This window comes from Microbacterium sp. cx-59 (assembly GCF_020805625.1).
GTDB lineage: Bacteria > Actinomycetota > Actinomycetes > Actinomycetales > Microbacteriaceae > Microbacterium.
On sequence record NZ_JAJHGO010000009.1, the window covers coordinates 267,952 to 284,294 of the forward strand.

Genomic DNA, 16,343 nt, shown 5'->3' on the forward strand with positions numbered 1-16,343 from the left:
GGGGAAGCCGATCCGTCGCGCGCCACTTTCCTGCTCACTCGGCCCGCCGCGCGCCAGTTTCCTGCTCACGCGCCTCAGATCTGAAGCGCGGGAGCAGAAAAGTAGCGCGCCGGGCGGGGTGATGGCGGACGCGGGCGGCGAGAGGGGTGATGGCGGACGCGGGCGGCGAGAGGGGAGACGGCGGACGCGCGAGGCTGGCGAGCTACCCCTCGGGCCCGGCGGCGCGCGCGGCCTCCAGCGCGTCGATCGCGGGGCGTTGCCCTTTCACGAGCAGCTCACGCGCGCGGGCGGGAGTGACCCATGCGACACGGTCCACCTCGGGGAAGGATGCGGTGCGCCCCGACCGCGGCGGCCACTCCATCTCGAACTCACCGAAACTCAGCGCGGTGAGATCGAGATCGCCGCCTTCTGCGACGAAGACCGTCACGCGCTTGCCGGAGGCGTACGCGAACGTGCCGAGTTCGGCGAAGTCCGACGGGTCGGCGGGGGCGGTGACGCCGAGCTCCTCTCGGAACTCGCGCGCCGCCGCATCCGCCGCCGACTCTTCCGCCGGGTCGAACTCCCCCTTGGGGATCGACCAGGCGCCCTCGTTCTTGCGCGCCCAGAACGGGCCGCCCATGTGCGCGATCAGCACCTCGAGCGCCGGCTGCACCCGGTAGAGCAAGAGCCCCGCGCTGTGGACGGTCATCGTCAGTCGGTCGGACGGCCCTTCGGCGACACGGTCTTCGCCGGATCGGTCTCGGCAACGCCCGAGAGGGCATCGTCGATGGCCGTCATCACGTCGGCGTCGAGCACGACGCCGGACGCCTTGACGGTGTCATCGAGCTGTTCGGGACGCGAAGCTCCCACGAGAGCGGCCGAGACGTTCGGGTTCTGCAGCACCCACGCGATTGCGAGCTGCGGCATCGTCAGCCCTGCCTGCTCAGCGACCGGCTTCAGCCGCTGCACGGCCTCGAGCACCTCGTCGCGGAGGAAGTTCTTGATGAAGTTCGCTCCGCTCTTGTCATCGGTCGCCCGCGATCCGGCGGGCACGGCCTGACCCGGAAGGTACTTTCCGCTCAGCACGCCCTGCGCCATCGGCGACCAGACGATCTGCGAGATGCCGAGCTCTTCCGAGGTCGGCACGACCTTCTCCTCGATGACCCGCCACAGCGCCGAGTACTGCGGCTGGTTCGAGATGAGCTGGAACCCGAGTTCCTTCGACAGCGCGTGACCGGCGCGAAGCTGCTCAGCGCTCCATTCGGACACACCGATGTACAGCACCTTGCCCTGGCGGACGAGGTCGGCGAAGGCCTGCATCGTCTCTTCGAGGGGAGTTTCGTAGTCGTACCGGTGCGCCTGGTACAGGTCGACGTAGTCGACACCGAGCCGGCGGAGTGAGCCATTGATGCTGTCGAGAATGTGCTTGCGGCTGAGTCCCTGGTCGTTGGGACCCGCGGGGCCGGTCGGCCAGTAGACCTTCGTGAAGATCTCGAGCGACTCGCGACGCTGCCCCTTCAGCGCCTCGCCGAGCACCTCTTCGGCGGCGGTGTTCGCGTAGGCGTCGGCCGTGTCGAAGCTCGTGATGCCGAGGTCGAGTGCGCGGTGCACCGTGGCGACCGCGGCCTCGTTCTCGACCTGCGAGGCGTGCGTGATCCAGTTGCCGTAGGTGATCTCCGAGACCTTGAAACCACTGTTGCCGAGATAGCGATAATTGACCATTCCTCCACGCTAACGGCGGCTCCGGATGCGGGGGCCGCGCTTGACTTCTCCGTGACGCGGGCGGGCGATTTGGGGGCGGCGCGCAGTCCTGTGGACTCTCCGGCCGTATCCGCGAGACTGCATCTGGGCGCCGAGAGTGCGGGGTAACCCCACTGTCTCGGCGCGAAGTTGCAGTCTCGCGGGGCTCGACGCCGGCGTCCCGAGGCGCATCAAAAGCGAACCACGTTTGACCACCTAACCTGGGAATCGGGTACCGGGGTGATGTCGGAGGTCGGTGCGAGAATCAAGACATGAACGGGACGAACCGCATCATCCGCGACCTCGAGTCGCGGCTGGGTGCGGTCGCGTCCGAGGTCTTCGCCGAGGGCGCGCTGCGCTCCGCCACGGACGACGACGTCCTCGCGGTGATGGATGCGGCGGCGGCAGTCATCCGTCGAGCCGAAGCACTCGTCACCGAGGCTGCAGGAGAAGTGCAGGCACGCTCCGCCTCGAGCGCACGAGCGGAGCGCATGACGACGCGATACGGATGCCGGCACACCCGTGAGCTGATCCAGCGCGTGACGCGCACATCGGGCCGCACCTCCGGCGACTACGCGCGCGCCGGTGCCGCTACCGCGACCCGGAGGGCACTGACCGGCGACACTCTGCCCGCTCCGTACCCCGCTCTGCGCGCCGCAGTCGCCGCCGGAGCCATCGGCGTCGACGCCGTGACGGCGGTTTCCGCGACCCTCGATGCTGCGGATATCTCCGCGGAGCAGCGCGCCGCGGCCGAGACGGAGCTCGCCGCGAGTGCCCGAGGTGAAGGGGCCGACGAAAACGGGCTGCCGACGGCAGACGATCTGCGGCTGCAGGCCCAGGTGTGGGCGATGTACCTCGACCCCGACGGCGCCGAACCCCGCGCGGATGCGGCCGAGCGTCACCGCGGGCTGGTCCTCGGTGCCTGTCGCGACGGCCGCGTGCCGATCCGCGGCGAACTGCTCCCTGAAGTCGCTGCCCAGCTCACGCGCCTCGACCACGCGATCAACAACCCGCGCGCCCGCGTCACTTTCCGAGACAACACCGAGCTCGAATCCGAGCCCGAATCCGAAGAAGACGCACCTGTCGATTCCCGGACCCGTCCGCAGAAGCTCCACGATGCGTTCGCGACCGCGCTCAACGTCGCCGCCCGGTCGAGCGAGGTCCCCACCATCGGGGGTGCAGCCCCCACACTGCTCGTGTCGGTCCGGCACGAAGACCTCGCTTCCGGACACGGCGTCGCGCACCTCGACGGCATCGACGAGCCGGTCCCGCTGTCCGTCGCACGCCGCATCGCGTGTTCGGGCAGCGTGCAGCACGTCGTCTTCGATCGGGCCGGTCGCATCGCGCGCATCGAGATCCCGGATCGCGTCTTCGATCGGGCCGGTCGCATCGCGCGCATCGAGATCCCGGATCGCGTCTTCGACCATCATCAGCGACGCGCGATCACCCTGCGCGACGGCGGCTGCATCATTCCGGGTTGCGATGTGCCGGCCGCGTGGTGCGAGATCCATCACGTGCACGAGGCGGCGACGGGCGGACCCACGAGCACCGACAACGGCGTCCTGCTTTGCTGGCATCACCACCGCACCCTCGACAGCGGGGGCTGGTCGGTCAGAATGCGTCGCGGCGTCCCCGAGGTGCGCGGCCCCGGATGGTGGGATCCCGGCGGCACCTGGCGGCGAGTGGCGAAGTCCCCGACCCGCACCCTCGACCGCTACATCGCTGCGCGAACGTGACGGGCCCCGTCAGATCAGCCCGAGCTCCATGGCACGGGTGACGGCGCGGGTGCGGTCCCGCACCTCGAGCTTCGTGAACGCGTGCATCAGGTGCGTCTTCACCGTCGCCTCGCCCAGGTAGAGGCGCTCACCGATGGCCCGGTTGCTGTGCCCGGCGGCGACCAGACGCAGCACCTCCACCTCGCGCGGCGACAGCACCGGGGCGTCGGGCTCCTTCGGGCGCCCCGCCTGCCGCACCAGCACCCGGCTCACGCTCGGCGCGAGCGCCACCTCACCCTGCGCGACGGCGCGGATGCCGGCCAGCAGCTCCGCCTCGGGCGATGCCTTCAGCAGGTAGCCACGAGCCCCCGCCCCGATCGCCCGCAAGATCGCGTCATCCGTCTCGTAGGTCGTCAGCACGAGCACCCGCGCATCCGGATCCGCGGCGACGATCTGCTCGGTCGCCTCATCGCCGTCCATTCCCGGCATCCGCAGGTCCATCAGAACGAGATCGGGAGCGACGGATGCGGCGAGCGCCACCGCCTCCGCGCCAGTCGCTGCCGTGCCGACCACCTCCATGTCGGGCGCCGCGGCCACCAGGGCGACGAGCCCCGCCCGCACGATCGGGTGATCGTCAGCGATGAGAACTCGGATCATGCGTCCACCTCCCGGGGCACCCGCGCACGCAGCTCGACCGCCCCGTCCGTCCCGTCGAGATCGAGCGTGCCACCGACCAGCCGCAGGCGCGCACGCAGACCCGCCAGCCCGAAGCCGGTGGCGTCCGCATCCGGATCGAACCCGCGCCCGTCGTTGCGCACGCGCAACTCCGCGCCGGTGTCGTCGCCGGTCAGCAGAACCGTGACCCGGCGAGCACCGGCGTGTTTGCGGATGTTGCCGAACCCCTCTTGCGCGCAGCGCAGCAGCGCTGCCTCCGCCTCGCGGGACAGCGGCGCGTTCAGGCGCACGTCGACGTCGACATCGACCCCCGCCTCCCGGCGAAAACGCGCCGCCAGCGTCTCGAGCGCCGCGCCGAGACCGCCGCCCGCCGCGAGCTCGACGGGGGCATTATCGGCGACCAGCAGGCGCGTCTCGCCGAGTCCGTCGCGCACCGACTCCTCCACGAGATCGAGCGTCTCATCGGCGTCGGCGCCCGCCGCGAGCTCCCGCCGCGCGCGTTGCACGAGCAGCACAGCCGCCGTCAGGCTCTGCGCGAGCGTGTCGTGCAGCTCTCGCGAGAGGCGTTCCCGCTCGGACGTGACACCCGCGTCACGATGCAGCGCCGCGAGTTCGTCCTGCGCGGCCGTCAACTCCGCGAGCAGCCGCTCGCGCTCCCGCCCGTAGGCGTAGACGCTCAGCACCCAGAGTCCCATGATGATGCTGACCGCGAACGAGATCACCTCGGTGAGGAGCGCGGTGACGAACCATCCGCGTTCATCGCCGGTGCTGACCGCGAACCCCGCGAACACCGCCGCGGCGAGCGCGAACGACGCCGGGATCGCGAGGCGCGGGGAGGGAAGCAGCCCCCACAGGAGCGGAAACGCCCAGAACTGGAGCACGGCGCTGCTGGGCACGACCGCGGTCATCACGCCCACCATCACGATGGTCACCGCGGCCGCGACGAACGCCCCGGACGACCGGGGCATCACCCGGCGCACGAAGAGAACGAACACCGCGCCGTAGACCAGCGACACGACAACGGTGAGCCCGATGCTGCGCCAGTCGGGCTCACCCGCCGACGCGTTCAGCGCCGCGATCAGGCAGAACGCCAGCACGGCCGCGAGCGAGACCCCCCAGACCCTCCCGCTCGCGGCCGCCGCGTCGGCCCTCGCATCCGTCATTCAGCCATCCTTGCGGATCCAGCGGAACGTCACACGGGCGAGGACGAGTCCCGCCACCAGCCAGATGCCGGTGACGAGGACGATCAGTCCGTGCTCCCACGTGCCGCTCGGCGTCATCGACGCGAACGACTCCGGAAGGAACACCGACTGCATCCCCTGCGCCAGCCAGCGCAGCGGGAAGATGCTCGCGACGCCCTGCAGCCAGGCCGGCAGCGTCGAGAACTGGATGTAGACGCCGGAGATGAACTGCAGCACCAGCACGATCGGGATGACGACGGCCGACGCGCTGCGCCCCGACCGCGGCAGCGAGCTGAGCCCGATGCCGAGGATGGCGCAGGTGGTGACGCCGAGGAGGAACACCCACCCGAACGTGACCCACTTCATCGGATCGGTGGGCAGGGCGACACCGAAGGCGAGCGCCGCGACCGCGATCAACAACGCCGACTGCAGGAGCCCGGTGACGAGCACCATCCCGAGCTTTCCGATGAAGTACGCCACCGGCCCGAGCGGCGTGCCGCCCAGACGCTTCAGGGTGCCGTCGCTGCGTTCGGTCGCGATGTCGAGCGCCATGTTCTGCGTGCCCGAAAGCAGCAGTCCCGCCGCGACCATCCCTGGCAGATAGAACGCCGCCGCACTGATCTCGTCGCCCGGTGCACCGAAGGTCTGGGCACTGAACGCGACCGAGAAGATCAGCAGCATCACGAGCGGAAAGAGGAATGTGAAGAAGACCGAGTCGCCCTGCCGGAAGTAGCCGCGCACCTCGTAGCCGATGCGCCAGAAGCCGAGACGGAGCGTGTGGCCGATCCCCGACGATCGGCGCGGCGCCGACATGGGGACGGCGGATGCGGGGGCGGTCATGCGGACACTCCTCGGTCGGATGCAGCGCCGGACGCGGGCACCGCCGCGGCGCCCGTTTTCTCCTCGGTCGCGAGGAAGCTCAGGTACACGTCTTCGAGGCTCGGCCGGACGACCTCGAGATCGTCGGGTTCCGCATCCCCCGCGGCCACGAGACGGGACACGAACTCGCCGGGCCGCTCGGTGCGCTGTTCTCGGACGACGCCGTCCTCTCGCCACCGCACGATCGGGATGCGGGCATCCGCACCGCCGATCTGATCGATGGGGCCGATCGCCACGAGGGCGCCCCCGACGACGATGGCGGCCCGACTCGACAGCGCGGACGCCTCTTCGAGGTAGTGGGTCGTCAGGATGATCGTCGTCCCCTCGGCCTGCAGCACGCGGATCAGGTCCCAGAACTGACGCCGGGCCTCCGGGTCGAATCCGGTCGTCGGCTCGTCGAGGAACAGCAGATCGGGGTTGCCGATGATCCCGAGCGCGACGTCGACGCGGCGCCGCTGGCCACCCGAGAGGGTGCGCACGCGCGCGTTCGCCTTCGCCGTGAGCCCGACCGCCGCGATGGTCTCGTCGACGTCGCGTGGCCGGGGGTAGAACCGCGCGAAGTGCACGAGCATCTCGCGGACGGTCGCGACCGGCGCCTCCCCCGTGTTCTGCAGCACGATCCCGAGCCGTGCCTTCCAGTCGAGGTCGCCGTGGTGCGGGTCCGTCCCCAGAACCTCCACCACGCCGCTCGTCCGTTCCCGGTACCCCTCCAGGATTTCGATCGTCGTGCTCTTCCCCGCCCCGTTCGGGCCGAGGAGGGCGAACGTCTCGCCGCGCGCGATCTCGAAACTCACGCCACCGAGGGCCTGGAACCCTCCGTGGTACGTCTTGCGCAGGTCCTCGACCCGCACGACCGTTTCCGTCATGCCCCGAGCATCCCGCGCTCACGGCGCCCGACGCGACCGTCATCCGGTTGCCCCGGCATCCCCCATCCGGTGGACCCGTGAAACCGCCGAGCGTCAGCGGGTCTCGGCTCAGCGGCCGGCCGACTCAGCGACCGGATCGTCGCCGGGCGTATGCGGCGCGCAGGCTCCGCAGCAGAAGCAGAAGCCCGACGAGACCGACGACCGCGCCGAGGAATGGGAAGAGCGGCAGGTCCGGGGTGAGTTCGGGACCGGTGACCGTGACCCCCATGACGACCGCGACGACGATGAGCGCGATGCCGACGAGTGTCGTCGTCAGCCGGCCCATGAGCTCTTCGATCCATCCGCGCCCCTCACTGCCCTCCCACGTCTTCATGCGGATCGAGAACGTGCCGTCCTCCAGTTGGTTCGCGAGCGTCTCGAGCCGCCGCGGCACCTGACGGAGCTGCTCGCTCACGAGAGCGGCCTCGGTCTGCAGGGTCAGCGCGAGCGAACGCGGTGAGACCACTTCGCGAGCGATCCGCGGAGCGATCTCGAGCGCCCGTCCGACCATGTCGTAGCTCGGCACGATGCGCCGGAGCGACCCCTCCAGCGACGCGAGCGTCCGGAAGACGAGCAGCAGCGACGGGGCGAGGGCCAGCCGGTGCCGGCGCAGCACGTCGACGAGCGCGCGGAACACGTTCTGATCCATCGGCGAATTGTGGAGTCTCGTCAGGATGACCCCCACGTCGTGCTGCAGCGCCCCCTGGTCGAGAACGCCCGTGTCGGGCGGCGTCACGACCAGCAGCAACGCATCCGTTGCCGCGACGTCATCCTCGTTCGCCATCGCGGTGAGCAGCGGAAGCAGCAGCCGCCGCATGCTCTTTTCGAGCACCCCCACCGACCCGAAGTCGATCAGCGTGAGCGAACCGTCGTCGGCGAGGAGCACGTTGCCCGGATGCAGATCCGCGTGGAAGACGCCGCGCACGGCGATCTGGTCGAAGACCGAGTCGAGCAGGCGATCGGCGATCGCTCGGGCGTCGTCCGGATCCATCGCGGTCGGATCGATGTGGCTGAGCGCCGTGCCGGACGCGCGTTCCTGCACGAGCATCTGGGCCGTCGTGTACGCCGCGAACACCTGCGGCACGCGCACGCTCTCGCGGGTCGAGCGCGACACCGCGCCGCGGAGCATCTCGGTGTTCCCGGCCTCGACGCGGTAGTCGAGCTCCTCGCGCAGCGACCGGCCGAATTCCGCCGCGAGGGCGACGACGCCGTAATCGCGCCCCCAGTCGGTGCGGCGCTCGACATCGGCGGCCAACCGCTCGACGATATCGAGATCGGTCGCGACCTGCGCACGAGCGGTCGGCCGCTGGATCTTGATGACGACCTCCTCGCCGCTGCGCAGCGTTGCGGCGTGCACCTGCGCAACGGATGCGGCCGCCATCGGAACCTCGTCGACCGACGCAAAGACCTCGTCGAGCGGGCGGCGCAGTTGCGCTTCGATCGCCCCGCGCGCCTCCGACCAGGGAATCGGCGTGGTCTCCATCTGCAGCGTCGCGAGCGCCGTGATGAGGTACGGCGGCAGCACGTCGTCTCGGGTGGAGAGCACCTGCCCGATCTTGATGAAGGTCACCCCGGCCTCGTTCATCGCGGCGACGAGCGAGGCCGCGAGGTCGTCGCCCGCGCCGGTGCGGTGGTGCCGGTACACGCCGAGGCCGTGGCGCGACGCGATCATCAGGATCTGCGCGTAGCGGCGGGCGCGATCCCGGCGGCGGAACAGCTCCCGCACCGTCGTCACGGGGTTCCGGCCGGGCTTGGTCGGCCAGAGGAACTCGAACGCGACGATCGCGATCACCACGACGGCGAACAGCCACCCGAACACGAGCAGGAGGAACAGGACCGCCACCCCGTCATCGACGACGACCCGGTCGCCGACCACGACATCGGCCCGCTCGAGCGCCCAGACGCACAGCGGGGTCCCCGCCAGGAACACGACGATTCCGGTGATCAGCGGACGCACGCGTCCGACCCGGTCATCCAGCAGCCGGCGAGCGACCCAGGTCGCGATCCCCGCGAACGCGATCGTCACGATCGCGTAGACGATGAGCGTCAGCATCCGTTCCCCCTCGGCGGCGTGCGCAGCGCGTCAGCTGTGCTGGTCGGCTCCTACGGGAGTGTCGGCGGCGACCGCTTCGTCTTCGGCGGTGGCGACGAGCTGCCCGCAGGCACCGTCGATCTCCTTACCGCGAGTATCGCGCAGTGTCGTCGGAATTCCGGCGTCGTTGAGACGGCGAACGAATTCGTTCTGCACGGAGACATCGGATGCGGTCCAGATCGACCCGGGAGTCGGGTTCAGCGGGATGGGGTTCACGTGCACCCACCCGCGACCGCGCTGGTTGAGCTTCTCGGCGAGCAGGTCGGCCCGCCAGCCGTGGTCGTTCATGTCCTTGATGAGGGCGTACTCGATCGACACCCGACGGCCGGTCTTGTCGAAGTAGTTGCGCGCCGCATCCAGCGCCTCGTCGACCTTCCAGCGCGAGTTGACCGGGATCAGCTCGTCGCGGAGGTGATCGTCGGGGGCGTGCAACGAGAGGGCGAACGTCACCGGGATGTCTTCGTCGGCGAGCTTGCGGATCGCCGGCACGAGACCCACCGTCGACACGGTGATGCCGCGGGCGCTCATGCCCAGTCCGTGCTCCTTGTCGACCATGACCCGCACCGCCTGCATGACGCGGGCGTAGTTCGCGAGCGGCTCACCCATGCCCATGAAGACGATGTTCGAGACGCGGTCGAGCGAGTGGTCGTCCTTCTTCTTGCCGCCGAGGCCCCCGTCGGCGATGAGCCGGTTGGCGCGCACGATCTGCTCGATGATCTCCGCCGCCGACATGTTGCGCGTGAGCCCCGCCTGGCCGGTGGCGCAGAACGGGCAGTTCATTCCGCATCCGGCCTGCGACGACACGCAGAGCGTGATGCGGCCCGGGTAGCGCATCAGCACCGACTCGACGAGGGCGCCGTCGTGCAGCTTCCAGAGGAACTTGATCGTGTCGCCGCGATCGGTCTCAAGCCGCCGTACCTCGGCGAGCAGCGGCGGCAGCATGCCGGCGACGAGTTCGGTGCGAACGGATGCCGGCAGGTCGGTCATCTGGTCGGGGTCCGACGTGTAGTGCGTGAAATAGTGCTTCTCGAGCTGCTTCGCACGGAAGCCGGGAAGCCCGAGTTCTGTCACCTTCGCAACGCGTTCCTCGGCCGTGAGATCGGCCAGGTGCACGGGCGGTTTGCCGCGCTTCGGGCTCGCGAACTGCAGCAGCGGGCGTCCGGTGTCGTCCTTCTTCTGCGACCAGCCCTCGGTCGCCGGGCGCACCTGGCGGGGTTTCGTGGTGCGCACGGGAGTGAGATCGGTCATCTTCCCAGGGTAGACGAGGGTTCTGGGTGTATGCCCGGGCGAACCGCACTTCGGTACCGCGCACCGCCCGTAGGATGCAAGCCATGGTGACCAGCAGCTCCGGGTCGCACCCCGACGGCGTCGTCGCCCACAAGGTGCTGAACAACAACGTCGTCATCTCGGTCGACGCCGAAGGCCGGGAGCGAGTGCTCATGGGCCGAGGAATCGGCTTCCAGCGCAAACCCGACGACGTGATCGACCCCGCGAAGGTCGAGAAGACGTTCGTGCTGCAGTCCGGCCCCGACGGCGAGCGCGAGCGCAAGATGCTCGCCGAGGTTCCCTACGCGGTCGTCGAGGCCGTTTCCCGTGCCAGCGATGAGGCCGAACGGATGCTGCAGCGCAGCCTCGGGCGGCGCCTCACGATCGCGGCGATCGACCATATCCAGTTCGTGCTCGAGCGCCTCGACAAAGGCATCCGGATCCCCGCGACGCACATGCCCGAGCTCCGGGTGCTGCATCCGCAGGAGTTCGCCGCGGCCGAGCGGATGGCGGCCTCGATCAGCGCGGCGCTCGGTCGCGAGCTGCCGGCGGAGGAGGCGGTGTTCCTCACGATGCACCTCCTGAACGCCACCCGTGACGAACCCAACGGCACGGCCGCCCTGCTGTTCCGCCGCGTGCAGCACGTCGCGACCACGGTCGAGACGGGCCTCGGCGTCGCCCTCGACACGAGCAGTCCCGACTACGCCCGGTTCGTGCTGCACGTGCAGTTCCTGTTGCAGCGGCTCGTCTCGAAGTCGATGCTGCGGGGCAGCGACACGTCGTTCTTCGAGTTCGCCAAGCACAGTTATCCGCGCTCGTACGAGATCGCCGAGCACGTGAAGGACTACGTGCGCGAGGCCACCGGATCCGAGCTCACCGACGAAGAGCTGCTGTACGTGATCGTGCACGTCGAGCGGCTTGCCAGCCAGGTCGCCGCCCCGCCCGCCGCCCCGCCCGCCGAAAATTCTTCTGGCGAAGGCGGAGACGAAGTGGTAGCTTGAGCGTCGCAGGACGGTAACGCCCTGCGACGCGACGGATTGTTACTGCGCACGCAGGCAAAACCTGAACTCACATCACCGAAACGGTGGTGAACGAGTTCAGGTTTTTTTGTTGCCCGGAAGCAGTCCGGCCCGCGTCTTCCTCACCCGAGAGCCGCAGTGGAGCGGCAGAAAGCGAGAGTCCGCGATGGACTACTCCCAGACCGCGGCCGGCGTCCTCAAGGGCGTCGGAGGCGAAGAGAACGTGAGTTCGCTCGTGCATTGCGCAACCCGACTGCGCTTCGTCCTGAAGGACGAAAGCAAAGCGGATGCCGCAGCCCTCAAGGCCACGCCCGGCGTGATCACGACCGCACAGGCCGGCGGCCAGTACCAGGTCGTCATCGGCAACGACGTGCCCGAGGTCTACGCCGCGATCGGCAAGATCTCGAAGTTCGGTGGTTCGTCCGCCGAGGCCGCTCCCGCCGAAGCCGGACCCAAGGGCAACCTGTTCAACCGCTTCATCGCGATGATCTCGGCGATCTTCACCCCGCTCCTGTGGGCGCTCGCCGGCACCGGCCTGCTCAAGGCGTTCCTCGCCGCGGCCGTCACCTTCGGATGGATAGACACCGCCACCTCGACGTATGCGGTGCTGAACGCCCTGTCCGACGCGTTCATCAACTTCCTGCCGCTCGCGCTGGCGTTCACCGCCGCGAGGTACTTCAAGGCATCCGAATACACGTCGTTCGCGATCGCCGCAGCGCTCCTGTATCCGACGCTCACCCCGCTCGTCGGCGCTCCCGACCTGACGTTCTTCGGCATCCCGTTCACGATGGTGACCTACGTCTCCAGCGTCATCCCGATCATCATCATCGTGTGGCTGCAGAGCCACGCGGAGAAGTTCCTCTACGCGAAGCTGCCCGGCGCCATCCGCCGCTTCGTTACCCCGATGATCGTCGTGCTGATCGGTGTTCCGCTGGTCTTCGTCGTCATCGGACCGATCTCCGCCATCCTCAGCGGCTGGATCGGCGAGGGCATCGGCTGGGTCTTCGCGACCGTGCCGTGGCTCGGTGGCGCGATCATGGGTGGCCTGTGGCAGGTCTTCGTCATCTTCGGTCTGCACTGGGGCCTCGTCCCGCTCTTCACGCTCGAGTACCAGACCACCGGTCAGATCCTGCTCGTCGCCCCCATCTTCGCCGCCGTCCTCGCGCAGGCCGCCGCCGTCGCCGGTGTCTGGGTGCGCACGCGCAACAAGAACCTCAAGTCCCTCGCCGCCCCCGCGACGCTCTCCGGCTTCCTCGCCGGCATCACCGAGCCCGCGATCTACGGCATCAACCTGCCCCTCAAGCGCCCCTTCGCCTTCGGCATCGTCGGCGGTGTGATCGGTGGCGCGATCATCACGATGGGTGGCGTCTTCGCGACCGCGTTCGTGGTGCCGTCCACCCTCGCCCTCCCGGCCCTGTTCGGAAACGGCAACATGATCGCGCTCGTGATCGGCCTGGCCGCCGCGATCGTCATCCCCTTCCTGCTCACCGTGATCGTCGGATTCAAGGACCCGGAGGAGAACGCGACGCAGGCCGCCGAGAGCACCAACGTCGACGTCCTCAGCCCCCTCGACGGCACGGCCGTGCCGCTCTCGGAGGTGCCGGATGCGGCATTCGCCGACGGCAGCCTCGGTCAGGGTGTCGCCATCCGTCCCCGTTCGGGTGCGCTGTACGCGCCGTTCGACGCGACCGTCGTGGCCGCCTTCCCGACCGGTCACGCGATCGGCCTGCGCACGGCAGACGGCGCCGAGGTGCTGATCCATGTCGGCATCGACACGGTCAAGCTCGCCGGCCAGCACTTCGACCTGAAGGTGACCTCCGGCCAGGAGGTCACGGCAGGCGCGCTGCTGCTCGAGTTCGACGTCGACGCCATCACGGCCGCCGGCTACGACCTGATCACTCCCGTGATCGTCACGAACTCCGACCTGTACCCCACCATCGGTACGGCCGCCTCGGGGCCGATCGCCCACGGTGAGCTGCTGTTCTCGGCCATCGCCGTCGAGCAGGTCGTCGCCGCCAAGTGACACCGGGGTGGGGGCGCGTACTCCGCTCCCCCACCCTTTCCCCCGGCTTCTCCCCGAAGCGCCTGTATCCCACGAAGAGACAGAGAAGAGCAATGAGCACCACACCTTTCCCCGACGGATTCCTCTGGGGCGGCGCGACCGCCGCGAACCAGATCGAGGGCGGCTACGACCAGGGCGGCAAGGGTCTGTCGATCCAGGACGTCATGCCCAAGGGCATCATGGCGCCGCCCGTCGAGGGCCCCACCCCTGACAACCTCAAGCTCGAGGCGATCGACTTCTACCACCGCTACGCGGAAGACATCGCTCTGTTCGCGAAGATGGGGTTCGGTGTCTACCGCCTCTCGATCGCGTGGAGCCGCATCTTCCCGAACGGTGACGACGCCGAGCCCAACGAAGAGGGCCTCGCCTTCTACGACCGCGTCTTCGACGAGCTCGAGAAGCACGGAATCGAGCCGCTCGTCACGATCTCGCACTACGAGACCCCGCTGAACCTCGCCCGGAAGTACGACGGCTGGGTCAGCCGCGACCTCATCGGGTTCTACGAGCGCTACGTCCGCGTGCTGTTCACCCGCTACGGCGCACGCGTGAAGTACTGGTTGACCTTCAACGAGATCAACTCCGTCCTGCACGCGCCCTTCATGAGCGGTGGAATCCAGACGCCGAAGGAAGAGCTGTCCACGAAGGACCTCTACCAGGCGATCCACCACGAGCTCGTCGCGAGCGCGTCGGCGACCAAGATCGCCCGCGAGCTCGCCCCGAACGCGCAGATCGGCTGCATGATCCTCGCGATGCCGACCTACCCGTTCACGCCCGACCCGCAGGACGTGCTCAAGTCGCTGCACACGGATCACTCGAACCTCATGTTCGGTGACATCCACGTGCGCGGCGAGTACCCCGGCTACGCACTGCGGATCCTGCGCGAGCAGGGCGTCGAGCTCGACATCACCGACGAAGACCGCGAGACCCTCAAGAACACGGTCGACTTCGTGTCGTTCAGCTACTACTCGAGCGTCGCCGAATCGGCCGACCCCGAGGTCATCCGCGAGGGCAAGGGCAACCTGTTCGGCGGCGTGGAGAACCCGAAGCTCCCCGTCAGCCAGTGGGGTTGGGCCATCGACCCGGTGGGTCTGCGCGTCGTGCTGAACCAGTTCTGGGACCGCTGGCAGAAGCCGCTGTTCATCGTCGAGAACGGGCTCGGCGCGCGCGACGAGCTCGTCGAGATCGACGGCCGCAAGACCGTCATCGACGACTACCGCATCGCCTACCTGAACGACCACCTCGTGCAGGTCGGCGAGGCCCTCGAAGACGGCGTCGACCTGCTCGGGTACACCACCTGGGGCTGCATCGACATCGTCAGCGCCAGCACCGCGCAGCTGAGCAAGCGATACGGCTTCATCTACGTCGATCGCAACGACGACGGCAGCGGCACCCTCGAGCGCTACCCGAAGAAGTCGTTCGACTGGTACTCAGAGGTCATCGCCACGAACGGCGCCAGCCTCAGCCGCTGACCTGCACAACGGATGCGGTCCGCCCGACGATTGGCGGACCGCATCCGTTTTCCCGTGTCCGCCTCCGGTCTTTCCCTGGGGCCCGGTTCGCCCGCGCCGCGCTCGACGACGCAGAATGGATCATCGTGACCACTCCCCGCATCGCCTTCCTCGACGTCGACGGCACGATCCTCGACCACGGGCGCACCATCGCCCCCTCCACCATCGACGCGATCCGCGCCGCCCGCGCCGGCGGCGTGCCCGTGTACCTCAGCACCGGCCGCTCGGCGGGCGACATCCACCCCGACGTGCAGGCCATCGGCTTCGACGGCGCCATCACGAACGGTGGCGCCTACGCCGCCGTCGGTAGCGAGGTGCTCGTCGCCGACCCCATGCCGGAGGACGCCGTCGCGCGCCTCGAGGCGTTCTTCGCCGACGCGGGCATCCACTATTTCCTGCAGACCGACGAAGCGGTCTACGCCTCCGTCGAGGTGCAGGCCGTCGTCGCCCAGATGCTGAACCGCTGGCTGTCGGCCCACGAGGGCGCCGAGCCGCAGAGCGCGCCGCAGGGCCGGCCGCGATTCCGCGACCTCGACACGATCGACCGGTCGCGGGTCGCGAAAGCCGTCTTCGTGAGCGAGACGGCCGACGCCGTCGAACGCGCCCGCGTCGAACTCGGCGACACGTTCCACGTCGTCTCCGGCAGCATGCCGCTGCCGGGCGGCAGCAACGGCGAGATCGGCATGCGCGGCGTGACCAAAGGCTCCGCGATCCAGACGGTGCTCGACCACCTCGGCATCGACGCCGCCGACGCGATCGGCATCGGCGACAGCTGGAACGACGTCGAGATGTTCGAGGTCTGCGGAGTCGGCATCGCCATGGGCAACGCCAGCGACGGACTCAAGGCGCTGGCCGACGAAGTCACCACCAGCGTGCTCGACGACGGCGTGGCCAACGCCTTCCGCCGCCACGGCCTGATCTGACCCGGCGGCGGGCGGCTAACTCCTCGAGAACACGGGTTCCGGCGGGCGCCCGGCACATCCCGCACGTTGTTGGAGGAGTTGGCCCGACGTCGAGGCCGGAACCCGCGCCGCACCACCCCGGCGTGATCGCGCGGCGCCGCTTCCCCGCGTCGTGCCCGGGGCCGGACGTCGAGGTCGCGCCCGAGGCCGGTGTCGAGGTCGCCCCGCGCCGCCGCGCGTCGACGCTGCACGCGCTGATGCGCGGCGACGGCCTCGCGCTAACTCCTCCAAAACGGGTGCCAGGTCCGCAGCCAGGCCGCCCAGCGCCGACTCTGGAGGAGTTGGCGCGCACGCGGGGCCGGAACCCGCACCGCACCACCCCGGCGTAATCGCGCGGCGCCACTCCTCCGGGGCGCGAGC

Annotated in this window: 13 protein-coding genes; 5 read left to right on the top strand and 8 right to left on the bottom strand. The window is 69.2% G+C overall.

What is annotated here, in order from left to right; genetic code table 11:
• Nucleotides 1-202: 202 nt before the first annotated feature.
• Entirely contained in the window at nt 203-688 is a 486-nt protein-coding gene (locus LMI96_RS13435; RefSeq protein ID WP_228361848.1) for an NUDIX domain-containing protein, read from the bottom strand.
• Between the two features lie 2 nt (nt 689-690).
• A complete protein-coding gene (locus tag LMI96_RS13440; protein ID WP_228361849.1) occupies nt 691-1,701 on the bottom strand; it encodes an aldo/keto reductase family protein in 1,011 nt (336 codons plus the stop codon).
• Between the two features lie 290 nt (nt 1,702-1,991).
• On the opposite strand from LMI96_RS13440, the gene LMI96_RS13445 reads away from it, so the two are divergent.
• Nucleotides 1,992-3,455, top strand: a complete 1,464-nt coding sequence (locus tag LMI96_RS13445; protein ID WP_228361850.1) for an HNH endonuclease signature motif containing protein — start codon at nt 1,992-1,994, stop codon at nt 3,453-3,455.
• Nucleotides 3,456-3,464: 9 nt separating this feature from the next.
• On the opposite strand, the gene LMI96_RS13450 is transcribed toward LMI96_RS13445, so the two are convergent.
• The 6 genes from LMI96_RS13450 to rlmN all read right to left on the bottom strand — a co-directional run bounded on the left by LMI96_RS13450 (nt 3,465) and on the right by rlmN (nt 10,414).
• Nucleotides 3,465-4,091 carry a response regulator transcription factor gene (locus tag LMI96_RS13450; protein ID WP_223723078.1) on the bottom strand — a complete coding sequence of 209 codons (627 nt, stop codon included), beginning with the start codon at nt 4,089-4,091 and terminating at the stop codon, nt 3,465-3,467.
• Nucleotides 4,088-5,272 (bottom strand): sensor histidine kinase, encoded by a 1,185-nt coding sequence (locus LMI96_RS13455; protein ID WP_228361851.1) that lies wholly within the window; start codon nt 5,270-5,272, stop codon nt 4,088-4,090. The genes LMI96_RS13450 and LMI96_RS13455 overlap by 4 nt, the downstream gene beginning before the upstream one ends.
• Nucleotides 5,273-6,130 carry an ABC transporter permease gene (locus tag LMI96_RS13460; protein WP_228361852.1) on the bottom strand — a complete coding sequence of 286 codons (858 nt, stop codon included), beginning with the start codon at nt 6,128-6,130 and terminating at the stop codon, nt 5,273-5,275.
• Entirely contained in the window at nt 6,127-7,035 is a 909-nt protein-coding gene (locus LMI96_RS13465) for an ABC transporter ATP-binding protein (protein ID WP_228361853.1), read from the bottom strand. Before LMI96_RS13465 ends, LMI96_RS13460 begins: the two co-directional genes overlap by 4 nt.
• Before the next feature lie 124 nt (nt 7,036-7,159).
• Complete coding sequence (locus tag LMI96_RS13470) at nt 7,160-9,127, bottom strand: AarF/ABC1/UbiB kinase family protein (protein ID WP_228361854.1); 1,968 nt, start codon at nt 9,125-9,127, stop codon at nt 7,160-7,162.
• 30 nt (nt 9,128-9,157) lie between these two features.
• Nucleotides 9,158-10,414, bottom strand: coding sequence for a 23S rRNA (adenine(2503)-C(2))-methyltransferase RlmN (rlmN, locus tag LMI96_RS13475; RefSeq protein ID WP_228361855.1), 1,257 nt, complete (start codon nt 10,412-10,414; stop codon nt 9,158-9,160).
• An 83-nt stretch (nt 10,415-10,497) separates the two neighbouring features.
• On the opposite strand from rlmN, the gene LMI96_RS13480 reads away from it, so the two are divergent.
• From LMI96_RS13480 to LMI96_RS13495, 4 genes are all read left to right on the top strand, one after another.
• The gene (locus LMI96_RS13480; protein WP_223723084.1) at nt 10,498-11,433 is read left to right on the top strand and encodes a PRD domain-containing protein; all 936 of its coding nucleotides are present in this window, start codon (nt 10,498-10,500) and stop codon (nt 11,431-11,433) included.
• Nucleotides 11,434-11,617: 184 nt separating this feature from the next.
• A complete protein-coding gene (locus tag LMI96_RS13485) occupies nt 11,618-13,474 on the top strand; it encodes a beta-glucoside-specific PTS transporter subunit IIABC (protein ID WP_223723085.1) in 1,857 nt (618 codons plus the stop codon).
• Between the two features lie 92 nt (nt 13,475-13,566).
• A complete protein-coding gene (locus LMI96_RS13490; RefSeq protein WP_228361856.1) occupies nt 13,567-14,982 on the top strand; it encodes a glycoside hydrolase family 1 protein in 1,416 nt (471 codons plus the stop codon).
• 125 nt (nt 14,983-15,107) lie between these two features.
• Nucleotides 15,108-15,944, top strand: coding sequence for an HAD family hydrolase (locus tag LMI96_RS13495; protein ID WP_228361857.1), 837 nt, complete (start codon nt 15,108-15,110; stop codon nt 15,942-15,944).
• The last annotated feature ends 399 nt before the right edge of the window (nt 15,945-16,343 follow it).

What these genes read in the sequence shown, in the direction of transcription:
- LMI96_RS13440 (WP_228361849.1), bottom strand. Translation starts at nt 1,701, where the DNA reads ATGGTCAATTATCGCTATCTCGGCAACAGTGGTTTCAAGGTCTCGGAG.
- LMI96_RS13485 (WP_223723085.1), top strand. Translation starts at nt 11,618, where the DNA reads ATGGACTACTCCCAGACCGCGGCCGGCGTCCTCAAGGGCGTCGGAGGC.
- LMI96_RS13465 (WP_228361853.1), bottom strand. Translation starts at nt 7,035, where the DNA reads ATGACGGAAACGGTCGTGCGGGTCGAGGACCTGCGCAAGACGTACCAC.
- LMI96_RS13445 (WP_228361850.1), top strand. Translation starts at nt 1,992, where the DNA reads ATGAACGGGACGAACCGCATCATCCGCGACCTCGAGTCGCGGCTGGGT.
- LMI96_RS13450 (WP_223723078.1), bottom strand. Translation starts at nt 4,091, where the DNA reads ATGATCCGAGTTCTCATCGCTGACGATCACCCGATCGTGCGGGCGGGG.
- LMI96_RS13460 (WP_228361852.1), bottom strand. Translation starts at nt 6,130, where the DNA reads ATGACCGCCCCCGCATCCGCCGTCCCCATGTCGGCGCCGCGCCGATCG.
- LMI96_RS13435 (WP_228361848.1), bottom strand. Translation starts at nt 688, where the DNA reads ATGACCGTCCACAGCGCGGGGCTCTTGCTCTACCGGGTGCAGCCGGCG.
- LMI96_RS13470 (WP_228361854.1), bottom strand. Translation starts at nt 9,127, where the DNA reads ATGCTGACGCTCATCGTCTACGCGATCGTGACGATCGCGTTCGCGGGG.
- LMI96_RS13480 (WP_223723084.1), top strand. Translation starts at nt 10,498, where the DNA reads ATGGTGACCAGCAGCTCCGGGTCGCACCCCGACGGCGTCGTCGCCCAC.
- rlmN (WP_228361855.1), bottom strand. Translation starts at nt 10,414, where the DNA reads ATGACCGATCTCACTCCCGTGCGCACCACGAAACCCCGCCAGGTGCGC.
- LMI96_RS13455 (WP_228361851.1), bottom strand. Translation starts at nt 5,272, where the DNA reads ATGACGGATGCGAGGGCCGACGCGGCGGCCGCGAGCGGGAGGGTCTGG.
- LMI96_RS13490 (WP_228361856.1), top strand. Translation starts at nt 13,567, where the DNA reads ATGAGCACCACACCTTTCCCCGACGGATTCCTCTGGGGCGGCGCGACC.